We start from the raw sequence: 23,423 nt of genomic DNA, 5'->3' as shown, positions 1-23,423 counted from the left end.
CACGGCCGGACCCGGCACCCGACCGGTACCGCCACCGGTGACCGACACGGACCAGCACCCACGGCCGGACCCGGCACCCGACCGGTACCGCCACCGGTGACCGACACGGACCAGCACCCACGGCCGGACCCGGCACTCGACCGGTACCGCCACCGGTGACCGACACGGACGACGCGCCGGACGGGCACCGCCACCGCTGACCGACGGGCCCCGGCGTCAGGGGTAGACGCGCACCGGGGTCGAGACCTCCGTCGCCGGCCGAACCGGGAAGCCGGCGATGCCGTCGTCCGCGTCGTAGCTGACGCCCGCGACGAGCCCCTCGGCGCCGGTGAGCTCGAGCTGCGTCGACACGGGGACCTGCACGGTGGCCGTGCTGCCCGAGGCGACGTCCACCTCCTGCTCACGGTCCCCCGAGGTGATCGTCACCGTCGCGTCCGACCGCGTCGGGTTGACGAGGTTCATCCGCGACCCGCCGCCGGGCGCGACCGCGGTCACGACACGGTCGCCGAGGGGCTCCGCGGACGCGAACCAGCCGAGGTCGGTCCGACCGTCGTCGGTCGGCTTCGTGGTGCGGGCCCCCGCGACGAGCGGCTCCGTCGACGTCACCGTGAGCGAGTACCGCCCGTCCGGGAAGTCGTCGAGGGCGACGTCGGTGACGACCCCGGGCTCAGCGGTCGCGTTCACCGTCGAACCGCCGCCGTCCGCCGTCGTGATGCCGACGGTCACGCGTGCAGCGCGGTCGCCGGGGACGAACAGGCGGAGCACCGGGGTGGCGTCCTCGGTGTCGTCCCCGCGCTGCGCCTCCTCGGCGCCGCTCAGCACGACCGCGGGGATCACCTGCGTCCGCGCCGGTGCGGCGCCGCCGGAGACGACGTCGTAGCCGCCCGGGGTCAGCGTCCGCACGATGCTCTCCTGCATGTGCGCGACGATCTGCCCGCCGGACGAGGTCACGTGCACGACCGTCGACCCCTGGTCGGCGACGAAACCGGACAGCGGCACGACCTTCTGCGTGTTCGGTGCGACCACGATGCCGGTGGTCCCGGGCGCCTGCACGGTACCGGAGGCGTCGAACACGTCGAGGTCCACGGTGGCGTTGACGTCCGTCGGGTTCGACAGCGTGATGAGGCTGGTCCGGCCGGTCTCGGTGGAGCCGCCGACCAGCCAGGTCGACTGGCCGGGGTCGTCGCAGGACGCCGCGCCGAAGCCGACGAGGTCCCCCGACGACACGCTCTGCGAGGTGCTGCCGGCGACCTGCGGCGTGCTGTCACCGGCGGGCGCGGTGAGGAGCTGGGGGTCGCTGCCGCCGGTGGTCGACGAGCCGAGGGTCGACCGGTCGACGGTGCTGCCGGTGGTGCCGGTCGCGACCTCCGACGACCCGACGGTGCTGGCCGTCGTCGCGTCGTTCCCGGACTCGTCCGAGAGCCGCAGCGCGCTGCCGGCGCACACACGCTCGGCGTCGGCGGGCACCGGTGTGACGAGTCGACCGGCCGGGCGGAGCGCGGTGCTCTCGGTGCCGATCGCGTGCGCGGCCGTCACGGCGCCGGCGGCGACGACCACGGCGACCGCGGTCGCGGTGCCGCGGACGACCCACCGTCGGACGGACCGGTGCTCGGTGCTCATTCGTCGCGCTCCTCGTCGAAGGTGGTGGCGGGTTCCTCGGCCTCGATGACGTTCGAGGTGGCACGGCGGCGACGCGGTGCGGTCGGGACGGCGAGCAGGGCCGCTGCGCCGAAGACCACGCCGAGCACGATCAGGTACAGCACGTGCGTCGCCTGGGTCGCGGCCGAACCGGTGGACACCCGGTCGACGTCGCCCTCGTAGTGGAAGAGCCGGCCGGAGGTGGTCTCGCCGATGCTCGTGAACCGGGCGTCCTGGCCGATCGCTCCGGCCGCACGGTCGTGCACCTGCTGCGCCGCGTCGGCGTCCGGTGCGTCGTCGAGCAGCACGAACGAGATGCCGAGCTCGCGGAGCGCGGGTTCGGGGTCGTACCCGCTGCGGCTGGCGAGGTTCCCGGCGAGTGTGGCCAGCTGCGCGCCCGACCTGCTGAGGCGGAGCGCGGTGGAGTCGAGCGTCGTCTGGTCGTCGAGCGTCGAGCCCTGGCCGCGTTCGAGCGACACCGCGAGGGAGCCGTCGGTCTGCGGGTCGACCACGAGCGTGCCGACGTCCGGGTTGGCCTGGGCCTCGGCGTTCACGTAGGCGCTCAGGACCCGTCCGGTGGTCGGCTGCAGGAGCGTGTCACCGAGGGTGGACGCGGCGAAGGCGGGGGTGACCGCGACCCCGGCGAACACCGCCGCGACGAGTGCGGTGACCGGAGCGGTCCGCGGCAGCACGTCGATGCCGATCGACGCCGCGAGCACGATGCCGAGCGCCGTCACGGACAGGGCGCTGCCGGGCCAGACGATCGTCGTGGTCGAACCGACCCCGGTGACGGTGAGGTGGGTCGCACCGAAGGCCGTCGCGTAGCCGAGGAGCGCCAGGACGAGCGCTGCACCGGCGACGGCCCAGCGGTGTCCGAGGAGCGCCCCGACCGCGAGCATGACGACCGGCAGCGCGAGGACGGCCATCGCGACGGGCAGGACCGACGCCGCGAGCCCGAGGGGCGTCGTCGCGGGGAGCCACCCGCTCCAGTCCGGCAGCGGCTGCCCGACCGCGAGCTGGAGCGCCGAGGGGGCGCGCGTGGCGGAGGGGACGCCCGGGTCCGCGAACACGGCGAGCGGGTTGCCGCGGGCGACCTGCGCCAGGACGAGCGGCAGGAAGAGCACGGCGGCGGGGACCGGGATGAAGACCCGACGGTGCGCACGCCGCCAGCCGACGACGAGGGACACGACCCACCCGACCAGCAGGACCGGCAGCAGCGACGGCGCCGAGGCCGCGACGACCGCGAAGAGCAGCGACGCGCCGGACGCCCATGCCCACGAGCGGTGCGCCTCGAGCACCGCCAGCAGCAGCCACGGGAGCAGCACGTGCGCGATGACGGCCCCGAGGTGTCCGGTCGTGACGGCGCCGACGAGCGTCGGGGTGATCGTGTACAGCGCGGCACCGACGACGGGCACCCAGGTGCGGGTGGTGACCTTGCGGACCACGAACCAGGCGCCGAGCGCGGCGAGCGGGAACGAGAGCAGGAGCACGACCACGACCGAGGCCGACGGCGACCAGGCGGTGATCGAGCCGAGCACGGCGAGCACGGCGGCGAACGGGTCGCTCGGGCCGGTGGAGCCGGTCCCGACCGAGTGCCAGCCGTAGCCGACGTTCTGCCACAGCCGCCCGATCGAGGTGCTGAGCGGCAGGAGTCCGCCGCCCGTGACCGCGGGGGTGCCGAGCAGCGGGTACAGCGTCACCACGCTGAGCGCGGCCGCCGCGAGCACGACCCACACGCCGCCGTCGCCGAGGAACGATGCCCGCGCGATCGGGGCGTCCTCGACCCGGGCGAGTTCGACGTCGCGCGAGGTGGTCCGTCGCTCGTGCACCCGGCGCCAGCTGACACGGAGGGGCTCGACGGCAGCCCACCCGACCCGACGGGTCCGCGCGGCGTTCGCCCGCGCCCGTCGGACGCCGCCACCGAAGGCCACGGCGAGGGCGGCGGCGAGTTCACCGGAGACCGCGGCGGGGTGCTTCGCGACGAGGTGGCCGACGGCCCGGACGAGCGCGGTCGGCACGAGCAGCAGCCAGTGCAACCAGAGCAGCCCGGCGGGGGCGTACGTCAGCCGGCGGTGCAGTTGCGCCTGGCGGTGCAGGCGCACGCGCCGCCCCTCGGAGACGCGCTTGCGGCCGAACTCCTCGATCGGTCCGGCACTCGTCACGCGGGCCTCGGGCACCACGGCGACGCGGTGTCCGGCGAGGCGCGCACGGATGCAGAGGTCGAGCGCGGCGTCGACGTCCGGCAGCGCCGGGTCGAAGCCGCGGAGTTCGCGCCAGACCGAGCGGCGCACGAGCATGCCGGCGGCGGACACGCCCATCACGTCGGTGTGCCGGTCGTGCTGGCCCTGGTCGAGCTCGTCCTGCACGAGGGCCAGCGATCGGCCGGCGCGCGTCGTGCTCTCCCCGAACGCACGGATCCGTGCGGGGTCGTCCGTGTCGACGAGCTTCGGCCCGGCGACCACGACGGACGGCGCGATCTCGACCGCGGAGAGCATCTCGGCGAGTGCGGTCGGTGCCGGAGCGTTGTCGTGTCCGAGCAGCCACAGCCACTCGTCGGGCGCTGCGTCGGTCCCGTCGTCGCCGTCGGCGGTCGGCGCTTCGCGCTCCCCCGCCGCGACGGCCTCGCCGAAGGGGCGCCCGGCGGGCAGGCGCACGAGCCCGGCGGACCCGCCCAGGGCGAGCTCGGCCGTCGACCCGTCGGTGGAACCGACGTCGACGACGACCAGGTTGTCGGGGTGCCGGGTCTGGGCGACGAGGGCGTCCAGGGTCCGGTCGAGGTGCTCGCCGCCGTTCGCGGTCACGAGGACCGCGGTGACGCGGGGCTGGGCGGACCGGGGCTGCGCGGGACTGGGCTGCATGACGCGCGTCACTCTACGGTCTGGAGGCGCGGGACCGGTCTGCGGGAACGGCGCGCCGTCAACCTGTGCGCACCATCAACGGACGGTGGGTGGCGGAGGCGGGAGGCGCCTCCAGGCCGACCGACGCCCGTCGCGCTGCGCGCGGTGGGTGCGTCAGGCGCGGCGGCGGAGCTTCCGGCGCTCGCGTTCGGAGAGGCCGCCCCAGATACCGAAGCGCTCGTCGTTCTCGAGCGCGTACTCGAGGCACTGCGACCGGACCTCGCACGACCCGCAGATCTTCTTCGCCTCGCGGGTGGAGCCGCCCTTCTCGGGGAAGAACGCCTCGGGGTCGGTCTGGGCGCAGAGCGAGTCGACCTGCCACGACAGCGGGTTCTCCTCGTCGCCCTCGGCACGGCGGACACCGGGGACACCGAGCGACACCGGGTCGACGTGCCAGTCCTCCGGCACGCCGGCGTGGAAGTCGGAACCGTTCACCCTGATCACCCCTGACATGTCGACGACGGCCTGCAACGACCGAAGCCGCTGCCTGTAATTACAGCGGTGTGATTCCGTTCCGTCAAGTCGCGGATCATAGAAGGTGCTGACCGCTGCGGCGTGTCATGTCCCCCGTACGGGCGTGTCGCAGGCCGTCTGTCCGGCGATCGGGGGACACACTGCGCACTCCGACCGCCGTGCCCGGGCCTCAGCCGACGCGGCGACGGGCCTCCCAGGCGCTGGACACCATCTCGTCGAGCGAGTGCCGCATCGCCCAGTCGAGGTCGCGCGCGGCGGCCTCGCCGGTCGCGACGATCCGGGCGGGGTCACCCGGACGCCGGGGCGCGACCTCGGGCTCGAACGCGATCCCGGTGCCCGACGCCATGGCGTCCATGATCTGCCGGACGCTCACGCCGTCCCCGCTGCCGAGGTTGTAGGCGCGCTCGAGCTGCTCGCCCGCCTCGAGCTTCTGCGCCGCGACGGCGTGCGAGTGCGCGAGGTCGGCGACGTGGATGTAGTCGCGGACGCAGGTGCCGTCCGGGGTGTCGTAGTCGTCGCCGTTGATGCGCGGCACCCGGCCGGCGAGCAGCGCCTCGAACACGAGCGGGAACAGGTTGTGGGGGCTGGCGTCGTACAGGTCCGGCTCCCCCGACCCGACGACGTTGAAGTAGCGGAGCGAGGTGGTGGCGAACCCGGCGGCGACCTCCATGTCCCGGAGCAGCCACTCGCCGATGAGCTTGGACTCGCCGTACGGCGACTCCGGTGCCTTCGGGGTGTCCTCGACGACGACGTCGACGTCGGGTGTGCCGTAGACCGCGGCGCTCGACGAGAACACGGCCTTGGTGACGCCGTTCTCCGCCATCGCCCGGAGCAGGGTCGCGGTACCGGTGACGTTCTGCTCGTAGGTGTGCAGCGGCCGCTCGACCGAGACGCCGGCGTACTTGAAGCCGGCGACGTGCACGACGCCGGTCACCGCGTGCGCACGGAGGGTGCTGGCCAGCAGGTCGCCGTCCAGGATCGTCCCCTCGACGAACGGCACGTCCTCCGGCACGAAGGCACGGAACCCGCTCGACAGGTCGTCGAACGCGACGGTGTCGATCCCTGCGGCGCGCAGCGCGCGGACGACGTGGGACCCGATGTACCCGGCACCGCCGGTGACCAGCCAACTCATGCTCGTCACGCTAGCGGACGGCACCGTCCCCCCGGGCCGCAGGCCGCTGCGTGTTCACGCACCGGTCGCGATGAAGACCGTGGACGTCAGACCGGTCGCGGCGTCGGCCTCGACCGTCACGTCGCCCTCGTCCGGCGTGACGTAGCAGGACTCCCCCTGGCGGAGCAGGGTCGCGGACCGCGCGCCGACGAGGGTCACGGCACCCGTGGTGCAGACCGCGATGCTCGGCCCGGAGAGCGGTGCCACACCGCCGGTGCCGAGGCCGACCGGACGACCGTCGCCGGTGACGCGGACCAGCGCGAACCCGACCCCGTCCGGAGCGAACCGGTCGACGCCCTGGTCGAGGCGTTCCGGGGTCAGCACCGGTGCCGGGTACGCGGTGAAGTCGAGCACCCGCAGGAGTTCCGGGACGTCGACGTGCTTCGCCGTCAGGCCACCACGGAGCACGTTGTCCGACGGCGCCATGAGCTCGATGCCGAGCCCGTCGAGGTAGGCGTGCACGTTGCCCGCGGGCAGGTACATCGCCTCGCCGGTCCGGAGCGTGACGCGGTGCATGAGCATCGACACGACCACGCCGGGATCGCCCGGGTACGCGGCGGCCAGGTCGACCACCGTCTGCGCGTTCGGGGTGCGGTCGTCCTCCGGCAGGGCGGTGGCGAGGTCGGACGCCGCCTGCACCACGGCGAGCGCCGACGCATCGGCGGTCTCGAGCCAGCGCACGGTGTCCTCGAGCCCCTGCGCGAGGTGCGCGAGCAGCGGTCCGAGCCGTCCGCTCCCGCCGTCGAGCGACTCGACCTCGGCCACGGAGTCACCGACCGGGCGGAAGCCGCTGAGCGCCTCGAACCGGTCACTGAGGGCGACGACGAGCTCGGGCTTGGGGAACGGGTCCTTGTAGTTGCGCGCCGGGTCGTCCAGCGGGATCCCCGCGGCCTCCTCGCGCGCGAAGCCCTCGCGGGCCTGCTCGGGCGTGGGGTGCGCCTGGAGCGACAGGGGTGCCGCCGCCGCGAGGAGCTTCAGCAGGAACGGCAGGCCGCTGCGGTCCGGGCCGAGCGCGGCCTCGGGCTCGGCGTCGATCCAGTCGCGCAGGGTGTCGGCACCGCCCACCATCGCCGGGTTCACGACGACGCTGGGGCTCCCCGCGTGCGCGCCGAGCCAGAGCTCCGCCTGCGGTGCACCGGTGACGGTGCGGCCGAGGAGTTCGGGGATCGCGCTGGTGGAACCCCAGGCGTAGTCGCGTGGCGTGTTGGTGATGCCGAGGAACATGCCGCGAGCGTACCGGGCGGGGACCGGCGTCCGCTCGGCGCCGCCCGTGGTGCCGGAGCCGACCGGGGCATCGACGAACCGCTCTCGCATAGACTCCCCGCGATGTCCGAGCCGCGCCGCCCCGAGTCGACCCGATGGGACGTGCAGGCCCTGCGCGCCTTCGCCGTGCTGGCCGTCGTGCTGTACCACCTGTGGCCGAACCGGCTGCCCGGCGGCTTCGTCGGGGTCGACGTCTTCTTCGTCGTCTCCGGCTTCCTCATCACCGGCCACCTCGTGCGCGAACAGGCCGCGACGGGGCGCATCCGCCTCGGCGCCTTCTGGGCACGACGTGCCGGGCGGTTGCTGCCCGGCGCGTTCCTGACGCTCCTGGCCACGGGCGCCGCGGTGCTGCTGCTCGTCCCGAGCTCGCTGTGGGGGCAGTACGGGCGCGAGCTGATCGCGTCGACGGTGTACCTGCAGAACTGGCAGCTCGCCTCCGACGCGGTCGACTACCTGGCGAGCGACAACCGGCCGTCGCCGTTCCAGCACTTCTGGTCGCTCTCGGTCGAGGAGCAGTTCTACATCGCACTCCCGGTGCTCCTCGTGCTGCTCGGCGCCGTGCTCGCCCGCGCGCGGCGTCGGGACCCCGTCCTCACGGCACGCCTCCTGCTCGGCACGGTCGCGGTCCTCTCCCTCGCGTGGTCGATAGTGCAGACGCAGACCGCGCCCGGCATCGCCTACTTCTCGACCGCCACGCGCGCGTGGGAGTTCGCGCTCGGCGGGTTGGTCGCGACGGTCCCGCTCGCCGTCGCCCGTTCGCGTCGGTCGCGTGCGGTCCGGACGGGAGGCACGTGGCTGGGCGTCGCGGGCCTGGTCGCGTCGGTCCTCGTGATCACGCCGACGACCCCCTACCCCGGCACCGCGGCGCTCCTGCCCGTCGTGTCGGCCGCGCTCGTGGTCGCCCTCGGTGCCCGCAGCGGCCTCGACGTCGTCGGCCGGACCCCGCCGGTCGCGTTCGTCGGCCGGACGTCGTACGCGGTCTACCTGTGGCACTGGCCCGCCGTCGTCCTGCTGCCGATCGTGCTCGGCCACCCGCTCGGCACCACGAGCAAGGTGGCGGTCCTGGTCGGGGCACTGGTCCTCGCCGCGGCGTCCACGCTGCTCGTCGAGGAGCCGCTGCGCGCTCGGGTCCGTTCCGCACGTGTCCGTCCGCGACGCGTCGCCGTGCTCGGCGTGGTCGCGTCGGTGGCGGTCGTCGCGCTCGGCGTCGGCACGCTGGCCGCGGTGCAGGTCCAGCAGGTGCAGGCGGCCGCGTTCGCCGAGCGCCTGACGCGCGGGGACGTCGACTGCTTCGGCGCGGCCGCGCGCATCGGCTCGGACGACCCGTGCGTCAACCCGCGCCTCGCCGACGTCCGGGTGCCCGCCCCGGCCGCCGCCCAGCACGACGACGCGAACTCGGGCGACTGCTGGTCGAACACGACGGCCGACTTCAACGTCTGCGCGCTGGGACCGAGGACCGGGTACCGGAAGCACCTGCTCGCCGTCGGTGACTCGCACAACAACGCCCTGATGACGGCCTACCGCGCGATCGCCGAGCGGGAACACTGGCGCATCGACGTCGCCGGGCACATCGGCTGCTACTTCACGACGGCCGTGCAGCAGGCCCCCACGCAGGGCTACACCGACAGCTGCCAGGGCTGGAAGCAGAACGCCGTGGACTGGGTCCGGCAGCACGACGACGAGCTCGACGCCGTCGTGGTGACGCACGCGGCGACCAAGAGCCCGGTCATCGTCCCCGACGGCAGCAGCAACGACGCGACCGTGGTCGACGGTCTCGTCGGCGCGTGGCGGGCGGCGACGGACGCGGGCGTCCCGGTGATCGCGATCCGCGACAACCCGACCGCGCGCGACGACGTCATCGCGTGCCTCGCGCAGATGCAGGGCCCGACCACCGGGGCCTGCGACCTCCCGCGCGACCAGGCCCTGGCGGCCTTCGACGGCAGCGAGCAGGCCGTTGCGGCGATCGGGGACCGTGCCCGGTACGTCGACATGACGGACTGGTACTGCGACCGGACCACGTGCCCCGCGGTGATCGGCGGGGTCGTGACGCACCGCGACCCGACGCACCTGACGGCGACGTTCGCGACGACGCTCGCCCCGGCACTCGGCGACCGGCTCAGCTCGACGCTCGCGTCGCTCGAGCGCTGAACCGGGGGCGCTAGCCTGTCTCCCGTGACGAACACCTGGCCGATCGCCCGCGGGACCGTGTCCGAGCGTGAGGCGTTCGCCCTCGCCGTGACCGTCCTGTTGACGATGTTCGCCGGTGACGCGGTCCCGAACACGACGACGTGGTACGGCGCCGCGACGATCTGGGCGATCGAGGCCGCCTGGGGCATCAGCGTCGTGGTGCGTGCGCGACCGCCGCTGACCCGGACGCCCCGCGCGCTCTGGTTCTTCCTCGCCTGGTGCCTGGTGTCGGTCGCGTGGTCGCACTGGCGACCGGCGACGCTCGCGAGCATCGTGGCGCAGGTGGTCTGCGCGCTGGTCGCCTTCGCGATCGCGTCGACGCTCTCCTGGCGCCAGATCCTCGACGCCGCGAGCACCGCGTTCCGCTGGGTCGTCGGCCTCTCCCTGGTCTTCGAGGCCGTGGTGGCCGTCGTCGTGCGGCACCCCATCGCGCCGATCTGGACCGACTACGGCGACCGGGACATCCCGGACGCCTTCTACTTCTCGCGCGCCGAGCTGTTCACCGGCGGACGCATCCAGGGTCTGCCGGGCAACGCCAACCTGCTGGCGATGGTCGCCCTGCTCGCGGCGATCGCCGTCGCGGTGCAGCTCGTCGACGGCCGGATGCGCCGGGGCCGGGCGGTCGCGTGGCTGGTCGTGGCGGCCGCCACCCTGCTGCTCACCCGGTCCTCGACGGTGTTCCTGGCCGTGGTCGCGGTGGTCGTTGCCCTCCTGGTCGCCCTGTGGATCCGACGCGTCCCGAGCGGGCGCCGGGGACCGCGTGTGCTCGCGGTGGTCGCCGGCCTGGTCGTCCTGGTCGTCGCCGCCGTCGCCGCGCGCGTTCCGTTGCTGGCGCTGCTCGGCCGTTCGTCCGACCTGACGGGCCGGGGCACGATCTGGACCGCGGTCGTGGGTCTGGCGGAGCAGCACCCGGTGCTCGGCTGGGGGTGGATCGGCTACTGGTGGCCGAACATCCCGATGCTCGCCGAACTCGCGCCGCGGAACGGCGTCCAGTACCTCCAGGCGCACGATGCGGCGCTCGACGTGTGGATGCAGACCGGCCTGGTCGGTCTGGCGCTCTTCCTCGTGTACGTCCTGACCACCTTCGGCAGGTCGTGGTCGGGGGCCGTGCGGGAGTCCTACGGTCCCGGGCTCGTGCAGCGGCCGTTCGATCCGGTCTCGCTCTTCCCGCTGCTCGTCGTGGTCGCACTGCTCGTGCAGGCGCTCGCGGAGTCGCGCCTGCTCTACCAGGGGAACTGGGTGCTGTTCGCCCTCGTCGCGATCAAGACGCGGATCGTGCTCGTGAACGAGGAACCGCCGTCGACCGGGGACGGGCCGCGCACTCCCCTCGCGCAACGCGCCTTCCGCGCCACGTCGGGCTGAGGGGCGGCGTCACCGCCCGGTGGCACCGGTGCCGAGCACCAGCACGCAGGGCACCCGTGCCTCCCACGGCAGCGCCCCGATCATCACCGTCCCGGCAGGGTCCTGTCGGCACCGTGCCTCGGCGGCGACCACCTGCGGGTACCACTCCGGCCCCGTCGCGCGCTGCGCCGTACCGGGGAAGGCGGCGACCCAGGTGGCCACGAGGACCGCGACGACCGTCCACCCGAGGACGCGGCGGACCACCCGGACCGACCGGTGCCCACCGACGACCGTCGCGTCCGTGCCCGTGCCCGTGCCCGTGCCCGCGTCCGTGCCCGCGTCCGTGCCCGTGGCGTGCAGGGCGCCCGACCGCAGCACGTGTCCGACGAGCACCGACGCCGACACCACCAGCGCTGCGCTCAGCAGCATGCCGGCCGCGGCCGCGTAGCGCGAGGGTGTCGCGTCGAGCAGCGCGCCGGGGTCGGACCGGGACCACCGTCCGTTCGCCGAGGCGTTGGCCAGCAGTGCCGCCGACCACACCACGACCGACCCCACGGCGAGGGCAGACGCCAGCAGCACCGCACGACGGCGTCGCTCCCGCAGCCCGACGACGACCGCCGTGACGACGATCGCGACGAGCACCGCAGCGGGGACCCCGACCACCCACCAGCCCGAGGCCACGACCGCGCGGCCGACCGCTGCCAGGTCCGCTCGCCACAGGCCGCCGACGGTCTGCAGCAGGTACCCCGAGGCGACGTCGCGGACCGAGGGGTCGCCCCGCGGCGAGTCCCGGTCGGTGGTGAGGGCCGTCACGACCTGCGCGGCCCCAGCGCCGAGGGCCGCGACGGTGACGGGCAGCGCGCGGAGGACGCGCGCACGGCGGGAGGGCACCGCGAACGATGCGGGGGGCACCGCAGCGGACGCCGCGTCGGCGCGTCCGGCGGACGCTCCGGTCGCCCGGGCTCGGTCGCGTCCCGGCACCCAGGCGAGCAGGAGCAGCGGCAGGAAGAGCAGCGCCTGGACCTCGGTGGTGAGGACGAGCACGGCGACCAGGGCGAGCGTCACCGCCCCGGTCCGGGTCCGGGCACGCTGCGCGAACACCCACGGCGCGAGCAGGAGGGCGGTGGTGTGCAGGTTCGCAGCGTTGCCCAGCACCTCCCACGGTGCCGTGGGCAGCAGGACCGGCACCGCGGCCAGCACGACGCGGAGCACCGGCGACGGCACGGCGTCCGCGGCGAGGACGAAGACGCCGGCGCACGCAGCTCCGGTCAGGACGCAGCAGAGCGTCGTCACCGTGAGGGCGTACCAGGCGATCGGCAGCGCGAACCCGACGTCGACGACGAGTCGCGGGACGACGTGCAGGTACCCCGCGTACGGCTCGACGACGCTCGCGGCTGCTCCGAGGGCGAGGTGCTCGCGGAAGAAGAGCCCGGCGTCCTCGGCCCAGGCGGTCCCGCGCGCGACGGGTCCGAGTCGGACCCACGCCGCGAGCGCCGCCAGCAGCCCCACCCCGACGGCCGCGCCCGAGCGTCGGAGCCGGTCCCTCGTCGATGTCATCGGGGTCCGACGCTAGCGAGCGATCGACGATCCGCGATATCGACGCTCCGGTACGGCGCAGGTCCCGTGCGGCCGAGTACGTCAGACTGGACGGATGACGGACGGCGGGACGACGCGACGCATCCGCGCGCGCCGGTACCTGTCCGCCTGGATCGGATTCTCCGCCGGCGGTCGGTTCAGCCAGGCACTCGCGACGACCATCGTGCTCTTCGCGTTCGGCGAGCCGACCGTCCGCGTCCTGGTGGGTCCTGCCGGCACCTGGTCGGTGCTCGTGACCCTCGCCGTGCTCGCCGGGCTCAGCCTGCTCGGGCAGCGCTACCGGATCGAGTGGCACGGCGTCCTGCCGCTGTCACTGCTCGTCTTCGTCGGGTACTGCGCGCTGAGCGTGCTGTGGAGCGAGTACTCCTGGGTCGCCCTGCGCGGGCTCACCGCCACCGTCGGGTTCGTCGGACTCGGACTGTACCTCGCGCTCGGTCGCGACCTCGTCCAGGTCATCCGGGCGTGCGGCGACGCCTTCCGCATCCTGCTGGTCGTGTCTCTCGGGCTCGAGGTGCTGTCGGGGCTCGTGCTCGACCTGCCGATCCCGGCGTTGGGCATCCGCGGTGACATCGCCTTCGGCGGTCCGATCCAGGGCATCGGCGGGACGCGCAACTTCATGGGCTTCATCGCGGTGACCGCCCTGGTGACGTTCGTCGTGGAGTTCCTCACCCGCTCGGTGGCCCGGTGGCGTGCCGTCGCGTCCATGGGCGGCGCGGTCGTGACGCTCATGCTCGTGCAGTCGCCGATCACCGGGCTCGCGACGATCGCCCTCGCCGGGACCGCGCTCGCCCTCTGGACCCTGCGGCACGCACGGCCCTCGGTCCGGCCGCTGCTCGACGGCGTCCTCGCCACCCTGGTCGTGGCGGCGGGAGTGGTGCTCGTCGTGACCCGCGCACGGGTGCTCCCCCGCATCGGAGCTGCCGGTGGGACGACGACACGGCTCGAGCTCTGGGAGCAGATCCGCACGTTCATCGAGCAGAAGCCGATCCAGGGCTGGGGCTGGGTGGGGACCTGGCCGAGCGAGCCCGTCGTGCCGTTCGTCACGTTCATCGATCCGTCCGGCGCCCGGTTCACGTCCGGGTTGGACGCGGCCGTCGACGCCTGGCTGCAGGTCGGCCTCGCCGGCATGCTGCTGCTCCTCGGAGCGGGACTCCTCGCCTTCGCCCGGTCGTGGGTGACGGCGACGACCTTCCCCGGCGTGGCCTACGTCTGGCCCGCGGCGGTCCTCGTGCTCCTGGGCGTGACGAGCCTGGCCGAGAGCTACCTGCTGCACGGCGCGGGCCTGATGCTCTTCGTCACGGTGCTCGTGGTCGCGGCGCGCCGACGGTCGTGGCGCGTGCGGCTCCCCCGGCTCGAGGAACGCCCGCACCCCTGAGCGTGCGCGGCTGCCGACCGTGCTGCCGTCGCAGGCGACCGCGTTGCCCTCGCAGGCGAGCCCGCGGCCGGTGGCCGGCGCTGCGCGGGGCCGAGGTCCCTAGCGTCGGGAACGCGGTCGGAACCGGCGCTGGAGCCCCCACTGCGTCGTCCGCACCATCGCCTCGACGATGATGTCCTTGCTCATCTTCGAGACACCGTGGATGCGGTCACGGAACCGGATCGGCACCTCGACGATCCGCCCGCCGAGGTCGTGGGTCCGGATGGTCATGTCGATCTGGAAGCAGTAGCCCTTCGAGTCGATCGACCCGAGGTCCATGCGCGCGATCGCGTCCGCCCGGTAGACGCGGAACCCGGCGGTGATGTCGTGCACGTCGATGCCGAGCATGATGCGCGCGTAGGTGTTGGCCCCACGGCTCAGGAACTCGCGACGCTTCGGCCAGTCCACGACCGAACCACCGCGCATCCAGCGCGAACCGATGGCGAGCAGGACGTCGTCCGACGGGTCCGCGTCGGCGACCGCGGCGATGAGCGCCGGCAGGCGGTCGGCCGGGTGCGAGCCGTCGGCGTCCATCTCGACGAGCAGGTCGTAGCCGTGCTCGAGACCCCAGCGGAACCCGGCGACGTAGGCCGTCCCGAGACCGAGCTTGCCGGAGCGACGGAGCAGGTGGACCCGCTCGTCGGTCCGGGCCATCTCCTCGACGAGGTCGCCGGTGCCGTCCGGGCTGCCGTCGTCCACCACGAGGAGCCCTGCCGAGGGCACGGTCTCGAGGATCCGTGCCGCGATGTCCTTGATGTTCTCGGCCTCGTTGTAGGTCGGCACGATCACGAGGGGCTTGGCTTCGGTGTTGCGGGTCATGTCCTGCTCACGGTCGGGGTGGTCCGGCGCGGTCAGCGCTCGGCGTCCTGGTCGATGACGGCGCACGGCACCGTCACGGCCCACTGCGGGCCGGGGGCGATCTGCAGTGCGGCGTCGCGGTCCGGGTCGAGCTCGCACTCGGTCTCCGAGGTCTGGACCTGCTGGTCCCAGAACGGGCCGCCCTGCCGGCTCGACGCGTGCATCTCGAAGTTCGCAACGAAGGAGCTGACGACGGCCAGCACGAGGAGCGCACCGGCGGTCGTCGCGAGCCACGGGAGGGCGCGCCGGGGCGCATCCTGCGGGTGCGGGTGCACGACGCCGGGCACGCGGACGCCACGGCTCAGCGCCACGTCCGCGATGACGGCGAACGCAGCGATGACGTACATGGATCCGGCCGCCGAGTACCGGAAGGTCCAGTTGCCCAGCCACTGCGCCGTGTCGAAGTGCGCGAAGGCGAGCATCGCGTTCGGGTTCAGCGCGACGGCACCGAACCAGACGGCGGCCGAGCCCCAGAGCATCGAACCGAGCACCCAGCGCTGCGCCGATCCCCCGGCCCAGAACGCGAGCGCGGCGAGGAGCGCGGCGAACACGAGCGGGGCGACGACGATCCAGGTGCCGTGGTGCGCGATGACCTCACCGACACGCGACATGCTCCACGTGGCAGAGCCCGCGAAGGGCTGCACCGCGTACCCGAGCAGCATGTCCCCGACGGAGTTGTGCTCGACGTTCGGCGCTGCGCGCGGGTGGGCGAGGGTGGTCGCGACCTGGGCGAGACCGCCGACGAGCGTGCCCGCGATCACCGGCCAGCGACGGCGGTTGCGGATGCCCAGGAAGAAGAGCGGGAAGAAGACGACGACCTGGATCTCGGTGAGCCCGGCGAGCAGCGTCGCCACGCCGAGGACGATGCCCCGCGTCCACGAGCGCACCGGGGCGAGCAGGGCGAAGGGCACGAGGTACATGAGGAACCAGTGCAGGTTCGCGGCGTTCGCCTGGATCTCGACCGGCCCGAGCGGCACGAGCACCGGGACGAGGGCGAGCAGGAGCCGGGCGACGACGGACCGGAGCACGCCCGCGGTCAGGACCCAGACCGCGGCACCGACCGCTGCCGTGACGGCGACGCAGAGCGCGGAGACGGTCACCGCGAACCGGTCGATCGGGGCGATCTCGCTCGCGATCGCGATCACGATCCGCGGGACGACGTGGAGGTAGCCCGCGTAGTCGTGGAAGAGCGCTCCCGCGAAGCCGAGTCGGTACTGCTCCTGGAGGAAGACCTTGCCGTCCTCGGCCCACAGCGTGTTCCGGACCTCGGGTGTCAGGCGCAGCCAGCCGAGGGCTGCGATGACCAGGAAGAGGACGACCGGCACCACCGCGGCGCCCACGGACCGGCGGCGGATGGCCGGCACTGCTGGCGCATCGTTCGAGGTGCGTCCTCCGACTGAGCTGGTTCCGACCACCGGACGATCCTCTCACAGCGGTCGCCCCGCGCGGACACGGCGCGACGACCGATCGTCCGACGGGACGCAGGACGCCGCCGCCCGGGGTCGGGCGGCGGCGTCCTGCGGCCGACGTGCTGCGTCCGGGTGGGTCAGGGCACGGTCACGGTCCGGCAGCCGTACTCGGTGTTGCCCTGGCCCGCCGTGTCGAGGCCGTAGGCGCAGATCGTGTGCCGTCCGGCAGCGGCGGTCAACGTCACCGACCACCCGTGCGCCGCGCCCGCCTCCGGGTAGGCCCTGGCGACGTCCGGCCGGCTGTTCGAGGCCGTCGTGCGGACGCCCTTCGACCCGTCGTAGACGTCGACGGAGATCGTCGCGGCGGCGTCGTCGGGGTCGAACGCCCATCCGCCGACCCGGATGCCGCCCTTCACCGCGGTGACCTCGTCGAGGCTGCCGACGGGTGCCTGGCTGGTGACCGTGACCGTCCTGCACCCGAGGACCGGGTCCTTCTTGCCCGACTTCACGTGCAGCGCCCGGACGCACACCTCGTGGGTGCCCTTCGTCGCTGCGACGGTGGCCGAGAACCCGTGGGCGGAACCGTAGGAGGGGTACACCCGCTCCACGTCGGTCCGTGTGCGGTCCGCGACGAACTCCTGACGGTCACCGTCGACGTAGACGCGGACCTTGATCGAGTCCTTCGTGTCGCCGTCGAGCGCCCATCCCCCGACGGAGACCGACGACGCACCGACGGTGACGGAGTCGAGGGAGCCGATCGGGACGGACCCCGGCACGTTCACGGTCGTGCACGACCCCACCGTCGCGTTCGACCCCGCGCCGACGTTGAGTCCCGTCGCGCAGATGCGGTGGTTGCCGGCACCGACGGGCACCGTCGCGGCGAAGCCGTGCGCGGATCCGTACCCCGGGTACGCGCGACCGACGTCGGTCCGCTCCTTCGCGCCGGACAGCTGCTTCACGGTCTTGCCGTCGGCCTGGATCGTGACGCCGATGGACGACTTCGTCTCCGGGTCGATCGCCCACCCCGCCACGGAGACCCCGCCGGGCGCCGCCGACGCCCGGTCGAGCGAGCCGAACGGGGAACCGTCGGCGACGGTCACCGTCTTGCACCCGAGCGAGGCACGAGCCCGGGTGTCGGCGTTGACCGCCCAGACGCAGACCTGCTGCGAGCCCGGGGGCGCCGCGGTCGTGTGCTTGAACCCGTGGTTCGGCCCCTGCTTCGGGTACGCGGCACCGACGTCGTTGCGGACGCGGTTCGCGGTGGTCGACGTCTCGGTGCCGCCCACGGTGACGTCGACCCGGGTGCTCGCGCTGGTGTTCCGGTCGAGCGCCCAGCCCTCGACGGTCACCGAGTTGTAGCCGGCCGTGAGGACGTCGAAGCTGCCGAGCGCGGTGACCGGGGGCGCCGCGTTGCCGGTCGGGCTGCCGAACCAGTCGCTGTACATGCGCCAGAAGTTGCGGTTGCCGTAGGCCGAGCAGCCGTCGCCGGTGCCGTACAGGTTGTTCAGCGCGGCCGTGTTCGGGGTGTACGGCGTGTAGTAGTACAGCGCGGCCGTGGCCTTGTTCTGCACGTTCACGGGCTTGGTGCCGCAGGAGACCGGCACGTTGTACTGGATGTTGCGGGTGGCACCCGGGTTGAACCAGGTGAAGTAGTTGCTCGTCCCCGGCGGGTTGCTGTACCGCTTCCACTGCCAGGCGGACCAGTACATCTGGTTGCCGACACCGGCGTACGCGGGATCGCATCGGCCGCCGACGTTGTCGGGGCAGGCGTAGCCCATGGCCCGCTCGAGGACCGCGGCGGAGGGACCGCGGTTCGTGACCAGGCTCTGCTCCTTCTGCAGCGTGACGAGGAGCACCTTCGGGCTGATCCCGCACGCCGCGCTGACGCGGGTGACGATCTGCGCGGTGGAGAGGGACGAACCGCCGGTGACGGCCGAGCACATGGCGTCCCCACCGCGGCTGTTCATCGAGAACCGGCCGTTGCGCAGGCAGTTGCTGTTCGTGCAGGACGACACCTGGCTGTTCAGGAAGGCCTGCACCTGGTCGGCGGTCATCGCCGTGCCGTCGTAGAAGTTGGCGTCGGAGATGATGTTGCCGGCCTGGAACGACGACCCGCTGAGCGCCGAGGCGGGCTCCTGCGATGCGGTCGGACCGGAGACCTGCAGACCGACGAGCACGCTGGCGACCGCCAGCACGCTCGCAGCCATGGCGAGGAGCTTCTTCACGTCGGGGGCCTTCCTGAGGGGCGGACGACGGGTGCGAGCGAGCACGTGCTCCGGGAGCGGTCCGGAACGACCCTGTCCACGGTCCAGACCACACGTGTCACGAAACTGTACCTCCGTCACAGTGATCACACAGCCCCCGCGTCGGCCCCCGTCCGGGAGGCGCGCCACACCGCCGCCGGTCGCCCGCCGCTCCGGCGGGTGACCGGCTCCACCCCGGCCGGTCCCGTTCCTGGGACGACCCTCAGGTGCCGGTGTCGAGCAGCGACTCGACGGCACGACGTGCCGCAGCGCCCGTGCCGTCCGCGCGGCGGGCGCGACGGGCGTGCGCGACGAGACCCGGTGCCTCCCGGCCGAGTCGCGCCCACTGCGCCGGCGTGAGCTGCCCACCCGCGGGGCGGAGGAGGTCCCGGGCGGCGCGCGCGAGCGTCCGCAGCACGACCCGGCGCACCATCGGCGGCGAGCCGTTCCGCAGGACGACCGCCAGGCGGTTCCGCATGCTCTGGTACCGGACCAGGGGCGAGTCGCTGCCGGAGCTCGCCGCGTGCCGGTGCGTGACGACCGCGTCCGGAGCGTGGCGGACCTCGTACCCGGCGAGCCGGAGCCGCCACGACACGTCGAGGTCCTCGTAGTACATGAAGAGGGACTCGTCGAAGCCCCCGACGTCGGCGAGGGCGTCCCTGCGGAGGAACACCGCCCCGCCGGAGAAGCCGAAGAGCGGTGCGGTCTCCGGTGCGTCCTGCAGCGGCCGCAGCCAGTCACGGTCGCGGCCGTTGCCGGAGCGGTCGAGCACGACCCCCGTCCCGTTGACGAGCGTGCGGCCGTCGGCGTCGCGACGCCACCGTCGGCCGTCCACACCCACCAGGTCGTCCGGCCCCGGGGCGGCGCCGACGGGGACGGGGACGAACCCGCCCTCGAGCACGACCGTCGCGGCGACCGCGGCCACGCGGTCCCCACCGGCGGCCAGGGCCGCGAGACCGCGGGCGAGGAAGCCGTGGTCCGCGACGGCGTCGTTGTTGAGGAGCGCGACGACGGGCGCCGAGGCGGCCGCGATCCCCCGCGCGACCCCGCCGGCGAAGCCCGCGTTCGTCGGCTCGGCGACGAGGACGACCGCGGGCAGGTCGGCGCGGTAGTCGGCGACGGTGCGGTCGTCGGCCTCGTTGACGACGAGCACCACCTCGACCTCGGCGTCGACCCGCTGCGACCGCACGGAGTCGATCGCGCGCCGGGTGAGCTCGGGCTGGTGCCAGTCGACGATGACCACGGAGACGTCCACGTGTCCAGTCTCGCAGCCCGTGCGGCCCCGGTCCGCCGACGGTGCCCGGGTATAGTGGTGCCGCTTTCCGGGCACCGCCCGCGAGCCACCACTGCAAGCCGACGTACGGAGCCCTCCCATGTCCACCTTCGCGCCCCGCGTGTCCGTCGTCGTCATCAACTTCCGCGGGACGGACGACACGCTCGAGTGCATCGCGCGGCTCAGCGAGGTGGACTGGCCGGCCGACCGGCTCGAGATCGTCGTGGTCGAGAACGGCTCCGGCGATGACAGCGAGGCCCGCCTCCGCGCCGAGCTCGGCGACCGGGCGAACGTCCGCATCATCGTCTCCCCCGAGAACCTCGGCTTCACCGGCGGCAGCAACCTCGGCGCGCGCGAGGCGACCGGCGACGTGGTCGCGTTCCTCAACAACGACGCGAAGCCGCACCCGGCCTGGGTGAAGGAGGGCATCGCCGGCTTCGCCCCGAGCCCGCGCGTCGCCGCCGTGGCGAGCAAGGTCCTCGACTGGGAGGGCCGCACCATCGACTTCGTCGAGTCCGGCCTCAGCTGGTTCGGGATGGGCTACAAGGCGCACATCGCCGAGCTCGACGACGGCCGCTTCGACGAGCCGCGTGACCTGCTCTTCGGCACCGGGTCGGCGCTGTTCGTCCGTCGCGACGTCTTCCTCGAGGTCGGCGGCTTCGACGACGGCCTCTTCATGTTCTACGACGACGTGGACCTGGGATGGCGGCTCAACCTGCTCGGCTACCGGGTCCGGTTCGCGCCGCGGTCGGTCGTCTACCACAAGCACCACGGCTCGATGAAGTCGTTCGGCGACCACCGCGAGATGTACCTGCTCGAGCGGAACGCCCTGCACCTGCTCTACAAGAACCTGTCCGAGGAGAACCTCGGTGTGTTCCTGCCCGCGGCCCTGGCGCTGCTGGCGCGCCGTGCCGTCGCCAAGAGCGGTCGCGACTCGCAGGAGTTCGACATCCGCCGGTTCGTGGGCGCCCCGGACGAGTTCGACCCCCTGACGCCGATCTCGAAGGAGACCGTCGCCGGGTTCTTCGCACTCGACCAGTTCGTCGCCGACCTGCCGCGCCTGTCCGAGGAGCGTCGACGCATCCAGTCGCAGCGCGTGCGGAGCGACAAGGACGTGTTCCGGCTGTTCGGCGATGCGTTCAAGCCGCTGTTCGAGGACGGCTACTTCCTCGAGGGCTACCGCGCGATCCTCGAGTCCTTCGACGTCGAGGCACCGATGCACCGCACGAAGGTCCTCGTCATCACGGGCGACGCACTGGGCGAGAAGATGGCCGGTCCGGGGATGCGCGCGTGGAAGATCGCCGAGGCCCTCGCCCCGGACAACGACGTGCGCCTGGTCACCTGGAACGTCGCGAACCGCAAGTCCGACACCTTCGAGGTCGCCCGCGTCCCGCTCCAGCACGAGCGCTCCATGCGCGAGCACGAGGAGTGGGCGGACGTCATCTTCTTCCAGGGCTACGCCCTGCACCACTTCACGACCCTGCAGCAGTCGAACAAGATCATGGTCGTCGACCTGTACGACCCGATGCACCTCGAGCAGCTCGAGCAGGCCCGCGACAACGGCGACGTCGGCTGGCGCAACCAGGTGACGAGCACGACCGAGGTCATCAACGCGCAGCTCGAGCGCGGGGACTTCTTCCTGTGCGCCTCCGAGCGTCAGCGCCTGTTCTGGCTCGGCCAGCTCGCGGCGGTCGGCCGCGTCAACCCGGACAACTACCTGGCGGACGACAACCTGCAGAAGCTGATCGCCATCGCGCCGTTCGGCATGGACTCGAAGCCCCCGCAGCACGAGCGCAAGGCCATCCGTGGTGTCACCCCCGGCATCGGCGAGGACGACAAGGTCGTCATCTGGGGCGGCGGCATCTACAACTGGTTCGACACCCCGTCGCTCGTCCGCGCGATCGCGCAGGTCGCCGAACGCCACGACGACATCCGCCTGTTCTTCCTCGGTGTCGCGCACCCGAACCCGGACGTGCCCGAGATGGCCATCGTCTCGGAGACCCGCCGCATCAGCGACGAGCTCGGCCTGACGGGCAAGCACGTGTTCTTCAACGAGCAGTGGGTCGCGCTCGACGACCGGCAGAACTACCTGCTCGAGGCCGACGCCGGCGTGAGCACGCACTTCGCGCACATCGAGACGACCTTCTCGTTCCGCACCCGCATCCTCGACTACATGTGGGCGAACCTGCCGATCGTCACGACCGACGGCGACAGCTTCGGCGACCTCGTCGCAGCCGAGGGCATGGGCGTCGCGGTCACGGAGCGTGACGTGGACGCACTCGCAGCGGCCCTCGAGTCGATGCTGTACGACCCGGAGGCCGCCCAGGCCGCTCGGGACGCGGTCCGTCGCGTCCGCGACGACTTCACGTGGGAGCGCGCGCTCGCCCCGCTCGTCGAGTTCTGCAAGGACCCGCAGCCGGCGGCGGACCGCGCCCACGACGCCGCGGTGCCGGCCGGCTCCGTCACGGCCGGCAGCCGTCCGCGCGTCGCGCTGAGCCCGGCGCGTCAGCGGGAGATGGAGTTCCACGAGATCGCCAACAGCCGCCACGGCGTCGTCCGCGACGTCCGGCTGGCCACCTGGTACCTGCGGCAGAACGGCGTCTCCGGCCTGCGGGCGAAGGTCCAGGACCGCGTGCGGCTGATGCGCGAGAGCAAGAACGGGCGTTGACGTCCACACCGAGGGCGCGGACGGCTGCGAGGTACAGTTGTCCGTCGCCACAGTGCACGCCCACCCCCAGTGCACGAACACAGAGGAACGCATGAGCAACATCGTCACCGACCGGTTCGAACGCCTCCGGCACGAACGGATGGTCCCCGCGGGCCGCCCGGCGTCCGCCGTCGTGGGTTCGGTGCGCGAGGTCCTCGCGCACCGGCAGCTGCTCGACCTGCTGATCCGCCGTGACCTGAAGTCCCGCTACAAGGACAGCGTCCTCGGGTTCGCCTGGACCCTCATCCGGCCGCTGGTCCAGCTCGCGATCTACTACTTCGTGCTCGGTCAGATCCTCGGTGCGTCCCGGAACATCCCGGAGTTCGCGATCTACGTCTTCTCCGGTCTGACGCTGTACGGCCTGTTCAGCGAGATCGTGGCGTCCGGCACGGCGTCGATCGTCAGCAATGCGGGGCTGATCAAGAAGGTCTACCTGCCCCGCGAGATCTACCCGCTCGCCAGCGTCGGCTCGGCGCTGTTCAACTTCGGCGTGCAGATGATCGTCCTGCTCGTCGCCGCGGTGCTGCAGAGCGGGTTCGCCTGGTGGCGCCCGGACCTGCTGTTCTTCTTCCCCGCGACGCTCGTCATCCTGATCTGGGCCACCGCGCTGGCCCTGCTGCTCGCCGCGCTCAACGTGTACCTGCGTGACATGCAGTACCTGGTCGAGGTGCTCGTGCTCCTGCTCATGTGGGGCTCCCCCATCGTCTACAGCTGGCAGATGGTGGCGACGCGCGCTCCGGAGTGGCTGCTCACGCTGTACACGTCCAACCCGATCACGCTCGCCGTGCTCGGCATCCACCGGGCCTTCTGGTCCGCCGGTGCCGACTCGGAGTACCCGGAGCACCTGCTGCTCCGCCTCGGCATCGCCGCGCTCGTGGGACTCGTCGCACTCTTCGCGTGCCAGCGCGTGTTCGCAAAGCTGCAGGGCAACTTCGCCCAGGAGATCTGATCG

15 protein-coding genes are annotated in these 23,423 nt (G+C 72.9%); 5 read left to right on the top strand and 10 right to left on the bottom strand.

Translation table 11 applies throughout. From position 1 onward, the window contains the following. Nucleotides 1-216: 216 nt before the first annotated feature. The 5 genes from PIJ49_RS01555 to manA all read right to left on the bottom strand — a co-directional run bounded on the left by PIJ49_RS01555 (nt 217) and on the right by manA (nt 7,404). Complete coding sequence (locus PIJ49_RS01555) at nt 217-1,620, bottom strand: DUF5719 family protein (RefSeq protein ID WP_066654999.1); 1,404 nt, start codon at nt 1,618-1,620, stop codon at nt 217-219. Then, nucleotides 1,617-4,496 carry a glycosyltransferase family 2 protein gene (locus PIJ49_RS01550; protein WP_271825349.1) on the bottom strand — a complete coding sequence of 960 codons (2,880 nt, stop codon included), beginning with the start codon at nt 4,494-4,496 and terminating at the stop codon, nt 1,617-1,619. Before PIJ49_RS01550 ends, PIJ49_RS01555 begins: the two co-directional genes overlap by 4 nt. 153 nt (nt 4,497-4,649) lie before the next feature. Next, nucleotides 4,650-4,988 carry a WhiB family transcriptional regulator gene (locus PIJ49_RS01545; RefSeq protein ID WP_081985311.1) on the bottom strand — a complete coding sequence of 113 codons (339 nt, stop codon included), beginning with the start codon at nt 4,986-4,988 and terminating at the stop codon, nt 4,650-4,652. Nucleotides 4,989-5,178: 190 nt separating this feature from the next. Continuing rightward, complete coding sequence (gene galE / locus PIJ49_RS01540; RefSeq protein WP_066658396.1) at nt 5,179-6,141, bottom strand: UDP-glucose 4-epimerase GalE; 963 nt, start codon at nt 6,139-6,141, stop codon at nt 5,179-5,181. A gap of 54 nt (nt 6,142-6,195) precedes the next feature. Then, nucleotides 6,196-7,404 (bottom strand): mannose-6-phosphate isomerase, class I, encoded by a 1,209-nt coding sequence (gene manA, locus PIJ49_RS01535; RefSeq protein ID WP_271825348.1) that lies wholly within the window; start codon nt 7,402-7,404, stop codon nt 6,196-6,198. A 102-nt stretch (nt 7,405-7,506) separates the two neighbouring features. Here manA and PIJ49_RS01530 point away from each other — a divergent pair, with 102 nt between their 5' ends. Then, nucleotides 7,507-9,591: an acyltransferase family protein gene (locus PIJ49_RS01530; RefSeq protein ID WP_209685202.1), complete on the top strand. Its 2,085-nt coding sequence runs from the start codon at nt 7,507-7,509 to the stop codon at nt 9,589-9,591. A 24-nt stretch (nt 9,592-9,615) separates the two neighbouring features. Continuing rightward, entirely contained in the window at nt 9,616-10,992 is a 1,377-nt protein-coding gene (locus PIJ49_RS01525) for an O-antigen ligase family protein (RefSeq protein WP_271825347.1), read from the top strand. A 9-nt stretch (nt 10,993-11,001) separates the two neighbouring features. Here PIJ49_RS01525 and PIJ49_RS01520 read toward each other — a convergent pair whose 3' ends face one another. After that, nucleotides 11,002-12,528, bottom strand: coding sequence for a hypothetical protein (locus tag PIJ49_RS01520; RefSeq protein ID WP_271825346.1), 1,527 nt, complete (start codon nt 12,526-12,528; stop codon nt 11,002-11,004). 94 nt (nt 12,529-12,622) lie between these two features. Here PIJ49_RS01520 and PIJ49_RS01515 point away from each other — a divergent pair, with 94 nt between their 5' ends. After that, a complete protein-coding gene (locus PIJ49_RS01515) occupies nt 12,623-13,942 on the top strand; it encodes an O-antigen ligase family protein (protein WP_271825345.1) in 1,320 nt (439 codons plus the stop codon). 99 nt (nt 13,943-14,041) lie between these two features. Here the strand turns inward: PIJ49_RS01515 and PIJ49_RS01510 are convergent, their stop codons facing one another. The 4 genes from PIJ49_RS01510 to PIJ49_RS01495 form a co-directional block, all read right to left on the bottom strand. Continuing rightward, nucleotides 14,042-14,800, bottom strand: a complete 759-nt coding sequence (locus PIJ49_RS01510; protein ID WP_209685199.1) for a polyprenol monophosphomannose synthase — start codon at nt 14,798-14,800, stop codon at nt 14,042-14,044. A 32-nt stretch (nt 14,801-14,832) separates the two neighbouring features. Continuing rightward, nucleotides 14,833-16,203, bottom strand: a complete 1,371-nt coding sequence (locus PIJ49_RS01505; protein ID WP_209685197.1) for a hypothetical protein — start codon at nt 16,201-16,203, stop codon at nt 14,833-14,835. A 182-nt stretch (nt 16,204-16,385) separates the two neighbouring features. Continuing rightward, nucleotides 16,386-18,473 carry a LasA N-terminal domain-containing protein gene (locus PIJ49_RS01500; RefSeq protein ID WP_251155557.1) on the bottom strand — a complete coding sequence of 696 codons (2,088 nt, stop codon included), beginning with the start codon at nt 18,471-18,473 and terminating at the stop codon, nt 16,386-16,388. Between the two features lie 241 nt (nt 18,474-18,714). Continuing rightward, nucleotides 18,715-19,746, bottom strand: a complete 1,032-nt coding sequence (locus tag PIJ49_RS01495; protein WP_209685193.1) for a glycosyltransferase family 2 protein — start codon at nt 19,744-19,746, stop codon at nt 18,715-18,717. Nucleotides 19,747-19,864: 118 nt separating this feature from the next. On the opposite strand from PIJ49_RS01495, the gene PIJ49_RS01490 reads away from it, so the two are divergent. Both PIJ49_RS01490 and PIJ49_RS01485 read left to right on the top strand, forming a co-directional pair. Continuing rightward, nucleotides 19,865-22,432, top strand: coding sequence for a glycosyltransferase (locus PIJ49_RS01490; RefSeq protein WP_209685191.1), 2,568 nt, complete (start codon nt 19,865-19,867; stop codon nt 22,430-22,432). Between the two features lie 91 nt (nt 22,433-22,523). Continuing rightward, entirely contained in the window at nt 22,524-23,420 is an 897-nt protein-coding gene (locus PIJ49_RS01485) for an ABC transporter permease (protein ID WP_209685190.1), read from the top strand. The last annotated feature ends 3 nt before the right edge of the window (nt 23,421-23,423 follow it).

This window comes from Curtobacterium uvaldense (assembly GCF_028307415.1).
In the GTDB taxonomy this organism is placed as follows: Bacteria; Actinomycetota; Actinomycetes; order Actinomycetales; family Microbacteriaceae; genus Curtobacterium.
This window is presented reverse-complemented; position numbering and strand designations above follow the sequence as displayed.

Bases quoted from the DNA above. Each gene is read 5' to 3' on its own strand.
- PIJ49_RS01530 (WP_209685202.1), top strand. From the start codon at position 7,507: ATGTCCGAGCCGCGCCGCCCCGAGTCGACCCGATGGGACGTGCAGGCC.
- manA (WP_271825348.1), bottom strand. From the start codon at position 7,404: ATGTTCCTCGGCATCACCAACACGCCACGCGACTACGCCTGGGGTTCC.
- PIJ49_RS01510 (WP_209685199.1), bottom strand. From the start codon at position 14,800: ATGACCCGCAACACCGAAGCCAAGCCCCTCGTGATCGTGCCGACCTAC.
- PIJ49_RS01545 (WP_081985311.1), bottom strand. From the start codon at position 4,988: ATGTCAGGGGTGATCAGGGTGAACGGTTCCGACTTCCACGCCGGCGTG.
- PIJ49_RS01550 (WP_271825349.1), bottom strand. From the start codon at position 4,496: ATGCAGCCCAGTCCCGCGCAGCCCCGGTCCGCCCAGCCCCGCGTCACC.
- PIJ49_RS01515 (WP_271825345.1), top strand. From the start codon at position 12,623: ATGACGGACGGCGGGACGACGCGACGCATCCGCGCGCGCCGGTACCTG.
- PIJ49_RS01490 (WP_209685191.1), top strand. From the start codon at position 19,865: ATGTCCACCTTCGCGCCCCGCGTGTCCGTCGTCGTCATCAACTTCCGC.
- PIJ49_RS01485 (WP_209685190.1), top strand. From the start codon at position 22,524: ATGAGCAACATCGTCACCGACCGGTTCGAACGCCTCCGGCACGAACGG.
- PIJ49_RS01555 (WP_066654999.1), bottom strand. From the start codon at position 1,620: ATGAGCACCGAGCACCGGTCCGTCCGACGGTGGGTCGTCCGCGGCACC.
- PIJ49_RS01520 (WP_271825346.1), bottom strand. From the start codon at position 12,528: ATGACATCGACGAGGGACCGGCTCCGACGCTCGGGCGCGGCCGTCGGG.
- galE (WP_066658396.1), bottom strand. From the start codon at position 6,141: ATGAGTTGGCTGGTCACCGGCGGTGCCGGGTACATCGGGTCCCACGTC.